Source organism: Pseudomonas sp. GW821-FHT07F05 (assembly GCF_059418765.1).
Genome location: NZ_JBWKQL010000003.1, coordinates 70,684 through 83,520, shown reverse-complemented (window position 1 = coordinate 83,520; position 12,837 = coordinate 70,684). Strand labels below are relative to the sequence as shown.

Here is a 12,837-nt window from a genome sequence, read left to right as displayed (position 1 = left end):
CGGGCCTCTTCCCGGCTAAAGCCGGTCCTACTAAAGCATCGTGTGCATCCAACAGGACCGGCTGGAGCCACAACCTGTAGGACCGGCTTTAGCCGGGAAGTGACCGGTGCGGTCAGCGGTCAGGCGCCGGCGGGCACCGCGTCCAGCTCTGCCGTTTCCGGCCGTTTCAGCAGCGCGTACAGCACGCCCGTCACGACGCTGCCTGCCACGATCGCCAGCAGATACAGCAACGCATGGTTGATCGCATTAGGGATAAGCAGTACGAACAATCCACCGTGGGGCGCCATCAGTTTGCAGCCGAAGAACATCGACAGCGCACCGGTCAGCGCGCCGCCCACGATGCTAGCCGGAATCACCCGCAGCGGGTCTTTCGCGGCAAACGGAATCGCGCCTTCGGAGATAAAGCACAGCCCCAACACAAAGGCGGCCTTCCCCGCCTCACGCTCACTCTGCGCAAACTTGCGACGGGCGATCAGCGCGGCGATGCCCATGCCAATTGGCGGCACCATGCCGGCAGCCATCGTGGCCGCCATTGGCGCGCCACTGCTCGAGGCCAGCAAGCCCACCGAAAACGCATACGACGCCTTGTTGATCGGCCCACCCAGATCCACACACATCATCGCGCCCAGCAGCACGCCGAGCAGCACGGCGTTGGCCGTGCCCATGGTGTCGAGGAAGTGAGTCAACCCTTCGAGCATGCCGGCAACCGGCTTGCCCACGACGTAGATCATCACCAGCCCGGTGAATAGGCTCGCCAACAGCGGAATGATCAGGATCGGCTTCAGCGCTTCGACACTCGCCGGCAGTTTCGCGTAGCGATTCACCGCCCATGCGCTGTAACCCGCAAGAAACCCGGCGATGATCCCGCCAATGAAGCCAGCGCCCAAAGTGCTCGCTAGCAGCCCACCGATCATCCCCGGCGCCAGGCCCGGACGGTCGGCAATGGAGTAAGCGATGTAACCGGCCAGCAACGGCACCATCAACTGGAACGCCGCGCCCGCGCCGATCTGCTTCAAGGCTGCCGCCAGCGTGCCCGGCTCTTCCGCCGCGTGAATGCCGAACACGAACGACAGCGCGATCAGCAAACCGCCCGCCACCACCATCGGCAGCATGAACGACACGCCGGTGAGCAGATGTTTGTAGACGCCGGTCTTCTCTTTCTTGGAGGAGGCCTTGGATGCCGAAGCCGTGGATTCAACCTCCGCCTCCGCCAAGGCTTTTTTCAACGTCGCTTCGGCCTGCTTGAGGGCGACACCGGTGCCACAGCGATAGATGCGCTTGCCGGCAAAACGCTCGGTGGCGACTTCAATATCACACGCCAGCAGCACCACATCGGCGTCAGCAATGGCCTGGGCGCTAAGCGGATTACGCGCACCGACCGAGCCCTGGGTTTCCACCTGCAGGTCATAACCGAGTTTTTTCGCCGCCTGCTGAATCGCCTCGGCCGCCATAAAGGTGTGGGCGACGCCGGTCGGGCACGCCGTTACCGCCACCAGACGCGGCTGCGCGCTGGACGTAGCAGACGGGGCGGAAGTCGCGGTGTGCTCGGTCGCCAGCGCCGCTGCTGAACGCAGAAAGCCATCGGCGTCCTGCAACGCTTGCGCGGGCGTGGCCTGATACAGGCGCTTGCCGGAGAAACGCGCCAGGTCCAGCGCGCCGGTGTTGACCACCAGCACCCAGTCGGCCGCTTCGATGTCGCCCGGCGACAGTTGCTTCTCCGGATGGCGGGGATCGTGGATCTCGACGCTGGTGCTCCAACCCTGGCGCTGGGCCGCCGCATCCAGCAGACGGGCACTGAGGACGCTGCTGATTTTGCCGTTCGGACAGGCCGTAACGATGGCTAACTTCATCACACTTCCTCTCTTGTTATGCCGTCAGGACGCGGACGTTGACGCCGCTTTCCAGACGTTTCAATTGCGCCGGATCATTGATGCCGAAGCCGATCTGAGTGACGGCCATGGCCGCAATGGCCGTGGCGGTGCGCAGGGTTTGCTCGGGTTTGTGCCCGCAGAGCAAACCGTGAACCATCCCGGCCAGCAGCGAATCACCCGCGCCGACCGTGCTGGCGACCGTGACCTTGGGCGGCAGCGCCTGCAGCGCCACGTCGGCACTGAACCAGTGAACGCCTTCCGAGCCCTGGGAAATCACCACGTGCTCAATGCCGCGCTGGCGCAGGTCCGCCGCCGCTTGCGCTTGAGCGTCAATGGAAATGATCGGCGCATCGAGGGCGTCGGCCAGTTCTTCGGTGTTGGGTTTGATCATCCACGGCGACGCTTCGAGCCCGGCGCGCAAGGCTTCACCACTCGTGTCCAGCGCCACTTTCAGGCCCATCGCGTTGAGGCGAAGCAACAGCTTTTTCAGCCACTGCGCGCTCACACCACGGGGCAGACTGCCAGCCACGACCACCGCATCAAAACCTGCCGCGATCTGCTCAACCCGAGCGGCCAGCGCCTGTTGCGCCTGGGCGCTGACTTCGGGGCCTGGGCCGTTGAGGTCGGTAATGCGCCCGCTGCTTTCGGCCAGTTTGATGTTGCTGCGCGTCTCACCCGGCACCCGCACGAACTCATCGACGAAGCCGCGCTTGGCGAACAGGGTTTCAAACGGCTGCTGGTTATCCACGCCGAGGAAGCCGGCAACGGTCAGCTCGTGGCCCAAGTCAGCCAGCACCTGAGCGACGTTGATGCCCTTACCCGCCGCGTGGCTGAGCATGGCGTCGCTGCGGTTGACCTGGCCGATCTGCAAGGGGCCCAACTGCACGGTCAGGTCCAGCGCCGGGTTCATGGTCAATGTCAGTATTTTCGCCATTACAGCCCCTCCACCAAGGCTCGCACGTCTGCCGCGCTGCCAACGGCCAGGGCCGCCTGCGCAAGTTTTCGGGCTTCGATCAGATTCAATTCACGGACGCAGGCTTTGACTTCGCCGATGCTCCGCGCCGAGACGCTCAATTCATCCACACCCAGGCCGACCAGCACCGGCACGGCCAGCGGGTCGGCGGCCAGTTCGCCGCAGACGCCTACCCATTTGCCGTTGGCATGGGCCGCGCGCACGGTGATGTCGATCAGTTGCAACACCGCCGGGTGCAGGCCATCGGCCTGGGCGGACAGGGTCGGGTGACCGCGGTCGATCGCCATCGTGTACTGGGTCAGGTCGTTGGTGCCGACGCTGAAGAAGTCCACTTCCTTGGCCAGCACCGGCGCCAGCAGCGCCGCCGACGGTACTTCGATCATGATGCCCAGTTGCAGATCGGCCACCGGGATCTCCAGCCGTAGACGCTCGGTCATGTCCCGGGCCTGACGCCATTCTTCAACGGTGCCGACCATCGGGAACATGATGCGCAGCGGGCGATTGTCCGCCGCACGCAGCAACGCGCGCAGCTGGCTTTCCATGATGTCCGGGCGCTGCAAGGTCAGGCGAATGCCGCGCACGCCGAGAAACGGGTTTTCTTCTTTATCGATGGGCCAATACGGCAGCGGTTTGTCGCCGCCGACGTCGAGGGTGCGAACCACCAGCGGGCGGCCGTCGAGGTCTTTGAGCACGCGACGGTATTCAGCTTCCTGGGTCGCTTCATCGGGCGCAGAACTGTGCGCCATGAACAGCAATTCGGTGCGCAGCAGGCCAATCCCTTCGGCGCCCTGCTCCACCGCGGCCGGCGTACCGGCGCTGTCACCGATGTTGGCGAACACCTCAACGGCGTGGCCGTCCTGGGTGATCGCAGGCTCCATGCGCAGCGCAGCCGCAGCCTTGAGGCGTTGCTCGCGGGTGTCGCGGTCCTGCAAGGCGCGCTGCAGGGTTGCTTCGCCTGGCGCGACGTCGAGACGCCCGCGCTGGCCGTCGATCAACAACTGCGTGCCGGATTTGATCAGCAACACGGCATCGCCGGCACCGACCAGCGCCGGGATGCCCAACGCCCGGGCAACGATGGCGCTGTGGGCCGTGGCGCCGCCGCGCGCGGTGAGAATCCCGGCGACGCGCGCAGGGTCCAGACGCGCGACGTCGGACGGCCCGACTTCATCCATCACCAGAATGTACGGTTCTTCAGGCTCAACCAGATCCTCGACACCGCAGATCTGCGCCAGCACGCGGCGACCGACATCCCGCAGGTCAGCGGCACGTTCGGCCAGCAGCGCATCTTTCAGCTGTTCCTGCTGACGGGCGGCGGCCTCGATTACGTTCATCCACGCCGCTGCCGCGCTCTCGCCTTGCTTCAAGCGCTGGGCCACTTCGTCGACCAGTTCGGGGTCGGCGAGCATTTCCTGGTGGGTGACGAAAATCTCGCGAATGGCCTTCGCCGTGCTGCGCTCGATCAACTGCTCGATATCAATGCGCACCTGCGCCAGCGCACTGTGCAGGCGTTCGTGTTCGACGCTTTGGGACTCGCCCTGCATCGGGTAATCGATCACCGGCAGAACCTGCACGTGGGCCGGGCCGAAAGCGATGCCGGGCGCCGCAGGAACGGCCTGAATCTGAGCGCCAGCAACGGGCGCGCTGAGGGTTTTCTCAACGATCGCCGGAGCTGGCGCGGATTCGCTGTGGGTCGGCAACGGCTCGATTTCTTCGCCCAGGCCTTCGAGCACCGCAGCGATCAACGCAGGCAAGGCATCGGCGGCAATGGTCGGCTCGGCAATGAACTCAAGGGACTGACCGCGCTGCACGCCGAGGCTCAGCAGCTTGCTCAGGCTCTTGGCGGACACAGGATTCTCGGTGCCGTCGACAATGCGCACGCGGATGTCGCCGTCGAAGCCTTTGGCCAACTGCGCGAGGATTTTCGCCGGCCGCGCGTGCAGGCCGTGGGCATTGGCCAGGGTTACGCGCTCGCTCGGCCAGTCTGGCGGCACTTCGCCGCCCAACGCCTGGAGCACGGCGCGGCTGCTGGTGGCCTTGCCCAGTTCGTGGCCGCGGCCTTCGATCAGCAACGAGCACAGGCGTTCAAGCAACGCCTGGTGTGATTCGCCCAGACTGGCGAGGCAAAACAGCCCTGTCAGCGACTGACCCAGATGCCTCATCGGCTTGTCCGGGGTGACGAAGGCCAGGCCGGGCTTGTTGACCATCTGCTCGCTGTGCAGCCACCAGAGGCCTTCGCCCAATGGCAGCGGCTCGACCTGCTGCAGGACCGCCGCGAAGCCGTTGTTCACGCACTCGGCCTTGCGCAGCAGACGCGCGCCGCGCCAGACCAGTTCTTCGAAATCATCGACCATGACGCCCAGGCTGATCATCTGCGCATCGAGGGCCAGTTCCTGCGGCGCGCCTTGCAGCAGTTTGAGCAGCGACTCGGGGTCCTTGGCCTGACGCAGCGCTTCGCCCAAGTCGTTCTCACCGAGGGCGCGGGTCAGCAGCTGGAGCAAACGCAGGTGCTCGTCAGACTTGGCGGCGATGCCAATGGCCAGATACACCATCTGCCCGTCGCCCCAGTCCACGCCTTCGGGGAATTGCATCAGGCGCACGCCGGTGGCGAACACCTGGTCGCGGGTCTGTGGCGTGCCGTGGGGAATGGCGATGCCCTGCCCCAGAAAGGTCGAGCCCTGTTGCTCGCGCGCCTGCAAGCCTGCAAGGTAGCCGGCAGCCACCAGGCCGTCAGCGACGAGCAAGTCAGCCAGCAGTTGCAACGCGGCGGGCTTGTCCACCGCCGACTGGTCCATGGAAATTTGCTCTATGGTCAGCTCGAGCATTGCGTTCTCCTGTGCTGCGCGGGGTCGCGCCAGATTCTTGTTGTAGGACCGGTCGTAGACACCGATGACTGACGGTTTGCGAATATTGAATGCGGCATTCAGAGGTGCGATTGGGCAAAAAGTGCCATAAACAGGCCTGCTGAATCGTTTAATCTGAAGTGTCGCGCACGTTACTTGATAATCCCGGCGGTTTGAAGCTCATCCGGTCGAATCGTGTAGGAAACATCCCAAGCGGGCTACATGCTTCCTACAAGACGACGGTCTGCTGTCATGATGGCTGTTAATCGGTGAAAATCCCTGCCACGGTAGTTCAGCTCTCACTTCTGCTTCCCATCACGAAAGGATGCCCGGCTTGAAACTCAGTGATATTGCGCGTCTGGCCGGTGTTTCTGTGACCACGGCCAGCTACGTGATCAACGGCAAGGCCGAACAGCAACGCATCAGCAGCGCGACGGTCGAGCGTGTGCGCGCGGTGGTCGACGCCCACGGCTTCCGGCCCAACCCGCAGGCCGCCGGGTTGCGCAGCCGGCATACCCGAACCCTCGGCTTCATCCTGCCCGACCTGGAAAACCCCAGTTACGCGCGCATTGCCAAGCAACTGGAACAGGGCGCCCGCGCGCGCGGCTACCAGCTGCTGATCGCCAGTTCTGACGACGATCCCATCAGCGAGTTGCAGTTGTTGCAGCTGTTTCGCGCGCGACGCTGCGATGCGCTGTTCGTCGCCAGTTGCCTGCCGGCCAGCGATGACAGCTACCGGGCGCTGCAGCAGCAAGGAACGCCGGTCATCGCCATCGACCGGGAGATGGACCCGGCGTACTTCTGCTCGGTGGTCAGCGACGACCACGACGCCAGCCAGCAGCTGACCCGCAGCCTGCTGGAGATCAACCCCCGGCACATCGCCCTGATCGGCGCGCAGCCCGAACTGAGCGTCAGTAAGGCGCGGGCCAGCGGCTTTGAAGACGCGCTGGAGGGTTTCGAAGGCTCGGTGATCATCGAACACGGCGACGCGTTCAGCCGTGATTGCGGCCTGCGACTGGCCAGCGACATGTTTGATCGCCTGGGGTATTTCCCCGATGCGCTGATCACCACGTCCTACGTCCTGCTGCAAGGGGTGTTCGACCTGCTGCACCAGCGCCGCCTGAATCCGGACCAACTTCACCTGGGCACGTTCGGTGACACGCAGTTGCTGGATTTCCTGCCGTTGCCAGTCAATGCCATGGCTCAGCAGCACCCTTTGATCGCCGAGAAAGCCCTCGCGCTGGCGTTGTCGGCCATTGAGCAGGATCAGTACGAACCGGGCGTGCATGCCATCGTGCGGACATTCAAACAGCGGATTCACGAGGCGTAAGCAACGTGCGACTGATCGACACCCACACGCACCTGGATTTCGACGATTTCGACGCCGACCGCGACGACGTCCTCGCCAACAGCCGGCAGCTTGGGGTGGAGCGCATCGTGGTGTTGGGCGTCTATCAGCGCAATCTGCAGCGAGTGTGGGATCTGGCGCTCAGCGAACCTTCGGTGTACGCCGCGCTGGGCTTGCACCCGGTGTTCCTGGAAGAGCATCAGCCCGAGCATGTGCAGCAATTGCGCGACTGGCTGACCCGTCTGGCCGGGCATCCCAAGCTGTGCGCCGTGGGCGAGATCGGTCTGGATTACTACATCGAATCCCTGGACCGCCCGCCACAACAGACCTTGCTCGACCAGCAGTTGCAGCTGGCCGCCGACTTTAACCTCCCTCCCCTGCTCCACGTGCGCCGCAGCCATGCCGACACCATCGCAGCGCTCAAGCGTTTCAAACTCAAGCGCCGCGGCATCGTTCACGCTTTCGCCGGCAGCCGCGAGGAAGCCCGCGAATACATCAAGCTGGGTTACAAGCTGGGGCTGGGCGGTGCAGCGACCTGGCCGCAGGCCTTGCGCATGCACCGGGTGATCGCCGAGTTGCCGCTCGAAAGCATTGTGCTGGAAACCGATTCCCCGGACATGGCGCCTGCGATGTTTCCGGGCATGCGCAACAGCCCCGAGCACCTTCCCGATATATGCGCGGCCATCGCCGAACTGATGAAAATCCCTGCGAACAAACTGGCCGCAGCGAGCACCGCCAACGCGTGTGAAGTGTTCGGCTGGGACTGAAACCTGTCGCCGATTTCATGTTGCGATAAGAAATTTCAAAGACTTAGCGTGGTCCCTTGGGTATCTCTCTTGGTTAACTAAGGAAACCCGTTAATGAAATTCTCGAAGTTCGCGCAGGCCTTGTCGCAGTGGTCCGGCAGCCCACGAACCTTCCTCGTGGCGATTGCGCTGATCTGTGTGTGGGCCGTGACCGGGCCATTCTTCCACTACAACGACACTTGGCAGCTGATCATCAACACGTCCACCACCATCATTACCTTCCTGATGGTTTTTCTGATTCAGAACACCCAGAACCGCGACACCGATGAGATGCATATCAAGATCGACGAACTGCTGCGCGTGACGAAAGACGCGCAGAACGCCGTGCTGAGTCTGGATAATCTTGATCAGAAGGAATTGCACGCGCTGCGCAAGAAATACAAGGCGATGGGCGAAGGCGTGGAGTTTGATCACACCGAGGCGTTTCCGGAACCGGAGCCTGAGGCGGGTGAAGAGAAAGCGGGGTTGGTGACTAGCCGCTGATGCCTTTGACTCTTCAGCGGCAGAAGTGACGTACTCGCGAGCAAGCTCGCTCCCACAGGGCGCTGAGTACGACGCAGAAACCTGTGGCGACACGACCACTCCCACATGGACCATGCACCAGCCGGACTACTAAACCCGGCTGGTAGAGGGCTGAATTCCGGCTTATGTGATCGGCGCCGGGTTGAACAGGGTGATGTCGTTGTGCAGACGATACTTCTCGGTCCAGGTCGTCTTCTTTCCGCTGGCGACGTCGAGGTAGAAGTGAAAAAGCTCCCATCCCAGGTCCTCGATGCTGGCGCGCCCGGTTGCAATGCGCCCGGCATCAACATCGATCAGATCGGGCCAGCGCTGTGCCAGCTCGGTGCGGGTCGACACTTTCACCACCGGTGACATCGCCAGACCATACGGCGTGCCGCGTCCAGTGGTGAACACGTGCAGGTTCATCCCGGCCGCCAGTTGCAGCGTCCCGCAGACAAAATCGCTTGCCGGCGTCGCGCAGAAGATCAGGCCTTTGCGCGTCACACGCTCACCAGGGCCAAGCACCCCGTTGATCGCGCTGCTGCCGGATTTGACGATCGACCCGAGGGACTTCTCGACGATGTTCGACAGCCCGCCCTTCTTGTTCCCCGGCGTGGTGTTGGCGCTGCGGTCCGCTTCGCCCTTGGCCAGATAACGGTCGTACCAGTCCATTTCCCGAACCAGGCCTTCAGCGACTTCCATGTTTTCCGCGCGGGAGGTCAGCAGGTAGATCGCGTCACGCACTTCGGTCACTTCTGAGAACATCACGGTAGCGCCCGCGCGCAGCAGCAGGTCCGACGCATAACCCAGTGCCGGGTTGGCGGTGATGCCGGAAAATGCATCACTGCCGCCGCACTGCATGCCCAGAATCAATTCCGACGCCGGCACGGTTTCGCGGCGACGCTGGTCGAGCTTCTTCAAACGCGTCTCGGCCAATTCCATGATCTGCTCGATCATTTCGTTGAAGCCGTGTTTGGAATCCTGCAGGCGATACAGCCACGGCTCGCTCAGATCAACCGAGGCGTCGTCGCTGTGCATGACCTGATCGGCCTGCAACTTCTCGCAGCCAAGGCTGATCACCAGCGCCTCGCCCCCCAGGTTCGGGTTGCGCGCCAGATTGCGCACGGTGCGAATCGGGATGTACGCGTCCTTGGCGGTGATAGCGACGCCGCAGCCGTAGCTGTGGGTCAGCGCCACCACGTCATCGACGTTCGGGTACTTGGGCAGCAGTTCCTCGCGGATGCGCTTGACGGCGAAATCCAGAACCCCCGTCACGCACTGAACGGTCGTTGTGATCCCCAGGATATTGCGCGTGCCGACGGTGCCGTCGGCGTTGCGATAACCTTCGAAGGTGAAGCCTTCCAGCGGCTCGCCCCTGACCGGCACCGCGTCAGACATCGGCAGACTGTCCAGCGCCGGCGCCGACGGCATGCGCAGCTGATCTTCCTTGACCCAACTGCCCTTCGGGATCGGCTGCAGTGCATAGCCGATGGTGTGGCCGTAACGAATGATCGGCTCCCCTTCGGCGATGTCCACGGTGTTCACCTTGTGGCTCTGCGGCACGTTGTCGACGGTCACCAGACCGTTATCGAATTCAGTCCCCGCCGGAACGCCCTGGTCATTGACCACGACGACGACGTTATCAAGCGCATGCAAGCGAATGTAACGCGGCGAGTCGGCATGTTGGATCAAGTTCATCACGGTTTTTCCTCAGAGTTTCGCTTGAGAAAGCTCGGCTTCACTGGCCGGCAAGGCACCCTTCGTTGGGGTTTCCTTGAGTTCTACGCGTTTGATTTCACCGACGATGAAGATGTAGCTGATCACCGCCACCAGCGCGTTGGCGCCGACGAACACCAGGGCCCATTTGAACGAGCCGGTGGTGCTGATGATGTAGCCAATGACGATCGGCGTGGTGATGGAAGCGATGTTACCGAACATGTTGAACAGACCGCCGCTCAAACCGGCGATTTGTTTCGGCGATGCGTCGGACATGACCGCCCAGCCCAATGCGCCCACGCCCTTGCCGAAGAAGGCCAGTGCCATGAAGCCCACGACGACCCATTCGATGTCGACGTAGTTGCACGTGACGATGGACGTCGACAGCAGCAAACCACCAATGATCGGCGCCTTGCGTGCGAAGGTCAGCGAGTGGCCTTTGCGCAGCAGGTAATCGGAGATGATCCCGCCGAGTACGCCGCCGATAAACCCGCAGATGGCCGGCAGCGAAGCGATGAAGCCCGCTTTCAGGATGGTCATGCCGCGTTCTTGAACCAGGTACACCGGGAACCAGGTCAGGAAGAAGTAGGTGATGCCGTTGATGCAGTATTGAGCCAGGTAAATGCCGAGCATCATGCGGTTGGTCAGCAACTGGCGTACGTAGTCCCATTTCGGACCGCTGGCCGAGCCTTTGCCCTTGTCCTGATCCATATCGACCATGCCGCCGTTGTTGGCGATGTGATCGAACTCTTCCTTGTTGATGTTCGGGTGGTTGCGCGGGCTGTGGATAACTTTCAGCCAGATCAGCGAGAACAGGATGCCGATGCTGCCCATCACGACGAACACGTGCTGCCAGCCGAAGGTGTAGACGATCCAGCCCATGATCGGAGCAAACAGAACGGTAGCGAAGTATTGCGCCGAGTTGAAGATCGCCGAGGCCGTGCCGCGTTCGGACGTCGGGAACCAGGCCGCCACGATACGGGCGTTGCCGGGGAACGACGGTGCTTCGGCGAGGCCGACCATGAAGCGCAGCGCGAACAGCAGGAAGATGGCGGTCGAGAGACCGAATTCACCGACGTAACCTTGCAGCACGGTGAACAGCGACCAGGTGAAGATGCTCATTGCATAGACTTTCTTGGAACCGTAGCGGTCCAGAAGCCAGCCGCCGGGGATCTGGCCGGCGACGTAGGCCCAACCAAATGCGGAGAAAATAAAACCGAGGGTGACGGCGTCGATGCCGAGGCTTTTCTGCAGGCTGGAGCCCGCGATGGCGATGGTTGCACGGTCGGCGTAGTTGATCGTGGTCACCAAAAACAGCATGAGCAAGATCAAATAGCGGACGTGGGTCGGCTTGGTTTTCAGCATGTTCGAAACTCCCACTAATTATTTTTTTGTGCGGGTAAACGATCTTATGTGTGTGTGCTGCTCGCCCCTGCCCCTAAAACAGATGCGATGTGAAGCTGTCCTGCCAGGTATCCGTTAGCAAAGCCCCGAGGGCAAAAAACCGCTGATCGCTCAGCGGTTTTGCGGCAACTGGGCAGTTACTGTTTGCCCTGCTTGTCCATCAGAGCAGCCAGCATGTCGACTTCGTCCGACGTCAGATCAGTCAGCGGCGCGCGGACCGGACCTGCGTCGTAACCGGCAAGCTTGGCGCCCGCCTTGACGATGCTCACGGCGTAGCCGTGTTTGCGGTTACGGATGTCGAGGTACGGCAGGAAGAAATCGTCGATCAGCTTGCCGACGGTCTGGTGATCGTCTTTGGCGATGGCGTGGTAGAAGTCCATGGCCATTTTCGGCAGGAAGTTGAACACCGCCGACGAGTAAACCGGCACGCCCAGCGCCTTGTAGGCGGCGGCGTAGACTTCAGCGGTCGGCAGGCCGCCCAGGTACGAGAAGCGGTCGCCCAGACGACGGCGGATCGAAACCATCAGTTCGATATCGCCCAGGCCGTCTTTGTAGCCGATCAGGTTCGGGCAGCGCTCGGCCAGCTGTTCCAGCAGCGCAGGCGTCAGGCGGCAGACGTTACGGTTGTAGACGACAACGCCGATCTTGACCGATTTGCAGACCGCTTCAACGTGGAGGGCAACGCCGTCCTGGCTGGCTTCGGTCAGGTAGTGAGGCAACAGCAGCAGGCCTTTGGCACCCAGACGCTCGGCTTCTTGAGCCATCTGAATCGCCTGGCGGGTCGGACCACCGACGCCAGCCAGAATCGGCACGCTGGTTTCGCAGGTGTCGACGGCAGTCTTGATGATCTCGGAGTATTCGTCGCCGGTCAGGGAGAAGAACTCACCTGTGCCGCCAGCGGCGAACAGCGCGGAGGCGCCGTACGGAGCGAGCCATTCCAGACGCTTGATGTAGCCAGCGCGGTGGAAGTCGCCCTGGGCATTGAAATCGGTAACGGGGAAGGAAAGCAGACCGTGAGAGAGGATGGACTTCAGTTCTTGTGGATTCATTATTCGAACACCCTGGGGAGCTATTTTTGTGGATGAAGCACCAGTCCTGCGCTGATGTCGTAAGTCATCGTACAACTGGGAGTGGGATCACTCAATAGCGTTTTGAAATATTTATGACGGGTGAGGATGAGTGGTGGATTTGAGGGAGGGCGAGATTTGGCGGAGGTGGCGACAGTCAGGTGGTGGTATTGCGTAGTCGCAGATTGCACGACCCTGTGGGAGCGAGCTTGGTCTGGGCCGCATCCGGACGAAGAGGCCCTTACATCCGGTACATCTGCAGAGCCTGAAATGCCGTCTTCGTGAGCAAGCTCACTCCCACACTGACAGTG

The 12,837-nt window shown here is 62.3% G+C and carries 9 protein-coding genes; 3 read left to right on the top strand and 6 right to left on the bottom strand.

Translation table 11 applies throughout. The features are described from left to right. Window positions 1-119: 119 nt before the first annotated feature. Genes AC07RO_RS08130 through ptsP form a run of 3 tightly spaced genes read right to left on the bottom strand, consistent with a single transcriptional unit; the run spans window position 120 to window position 5,666 of the window. The gene (locus AC07RO_RS08130) at window positions 120-1,850 is read right to left on the bottom strand and encodes a PTS fructose-like transporter subunit IIB (RefSeq protein ID WP_192170693.1); all 1,731 of its coding nucleotides are present in this window, start codon (window positions 1,848-1,850) and stop codon (window positions 120-122) included. 16 nt (window positions 1,851-1,866) lie between these two features. After that, window positions 1,867-2,805, bottom strand: a complete 939-nt coding sequence (gene pfkB / locus AC07RO_RS08125; protein WP_495085794.1) for a 1-phosphofructokinase — start codon at window positions 2,803-2,805, stop codon at window positions 1,867-1,869. Then, a complete protein-coding gene (ptsP, locus tag AC07RO_RS08120) occupies window positions 2,805-5,666 on the bottom strand; it encodes a phosphoenolpyruvate--protein phosphotransferase (protein ID WP_495085793.1) in 2,862 nt (953 codons plus the stop codon). The genes pfkB and ptsP overlap by 1 nt, the downstream gene beginning before the upstream one ends. A 352-nt stretch (window positions 5,667-6,018) precedes the next feature. Between ptsP and cra the strand changes: the two genes are divergently transcribed. The 3 genes from cra to AC07RO_RS08105 all read left to right on the top strand — a co-directional run bounded on the left by cra (window position 6,019) and on the right by AC07RO_RS08105 (window position 8,321). Continuing rightward, window positions 6,019-7,014 carry a catabolite repressor/activator gene (cra, locus tag AC07RO_RS08115; RefSeq protein ID WP_346625625.1) on the top strand — a complete coding sequence of 332 codons (996 nt, stop codon included), beginning with the start codon at window positions 6,019-6,021 and terminating at the stop codon, window positions 7,012-7,014. 5 nt (window positions 7,015-7,019) lie between these two features. Next, complete coding sequence (locus AC07RO_RS08110) at window positions 7,020-7,799, top strand: TatD family hydrolase (protein WP_192170689.1); 780 nt, start codon at window positions 7,020-7,022, stop codon at window positions 7,797-7,799. Between the two features lie 93 nt (window positions 7,800-7,892). After that, window positions 7,893-8,321 carry a low affinity iron permease family protein gene (locus AC07RO_RS08105; RefSeq protein WP_192170688.1) on the top strand — a complete coding sequence of 143 codons (429 nt, stop codon included), beginning with the start codon at window positions 7,893-7,895 and terminating at the stop codon, window positions 8,319-8,321. 162 nt (window positions 8,322-8,483) lie between these two features. On the opposite strand, the gene garD is transcribed toward AC07RO_RS08105, so the two are convergent. From garD to kdgD, 3 genes are all read right to left on the bottom strand, one after another. Continuing rightward, window positions 8,484-10,037 carry a galactarate dehydratase gene (garD, locus tag AC07RO_RS08100; RefSeq protein WP_192170687.1) on the bottom strand — a complete coding sequence of 518 codons (1,554 nt, stop codon included), beginning with the start codon at window positions 10,035-10,037 and terminating at the stop codon, window positions 8,484-8,486. 12 nt (window positions 10,038-10,049) lie between these two features. Then, complete coding sequence (locus AC07RO_RS08095) at window positions 10,050-11,420, bottom strand: MFS transporter (protein ID WP_192170686.1); 1,371 nt, start codon at window positions 11,418-11,420, stop codon at window positions 10,050-10,052. 176 nt (window positions 11,421-11,596) lie between these two features. Then, complete coding sequence (gene kdgD, locus AC07RO_RS08090) at window positions 11,597-12,508, bottom strand: 5-dehydro-4-deoxyglucarate dehydratase (RefSeq protein WP_346625627.1); 912 nt, start codon at window positions 12,506-12,508, stop codon at window positions 11,597-11,599. Window positions 12,509-12,837: the final 329 nt, after the last annotated feature.

Excerpts from the sequence above, each read along its gene's own strand:
- pfkB (WP_495085794.1), bottom strand. The coding sequence starts at position 2,805 with ATGGCGAAAATACTGACATTGACCATGAACCCGGCGCTGGACCTGACC.
- AC07RO_RS08130 (WP_192170693.1), bottom strand. The coding sequence starts at position 1,850 with ATGAAGTTAGCCATCGTTACGGCCTGTCCGAACGGCAAAATCAGCAGC.
- ptsP (WP_495085793.1), bottom strand. The coding sequence starts at position 5,666 with ATGCTCGAGCTGACCATAGAGCAAATTTCCATGGACCAGTCGGCGGTG.
- AC07RO_RS08105 (WP_192170688.1), top strand. The coding sequence starts at position 7,893 with ATGAAATTCTCGAAGTTCGCGCAGGCCTTGTCGCAGTGGTCCGGCAGC.
- garD (WP_192170687.1), bottom strand. The coding sequence starts at position 10,037 with ATGAACTTGATCCAACATGCCGACTCGCCGCGTTACATTCGCTTGCAT.
- kdgD (WP_346625627.1), bottom strand. The coding sequence starts at position 12,508 with ATGAATCCACAAGAACTGAAGTCCATCCTCTCTCACGGTCTGCTTTCC.
- AC07RO_RS08095 (WP_192170686.1), bottom strand. The coding sequence starts at position 11,420 with ATGCTGAAAACCAAGCCGACCCACGTCCGCTATTTGATCTTGCTCATG.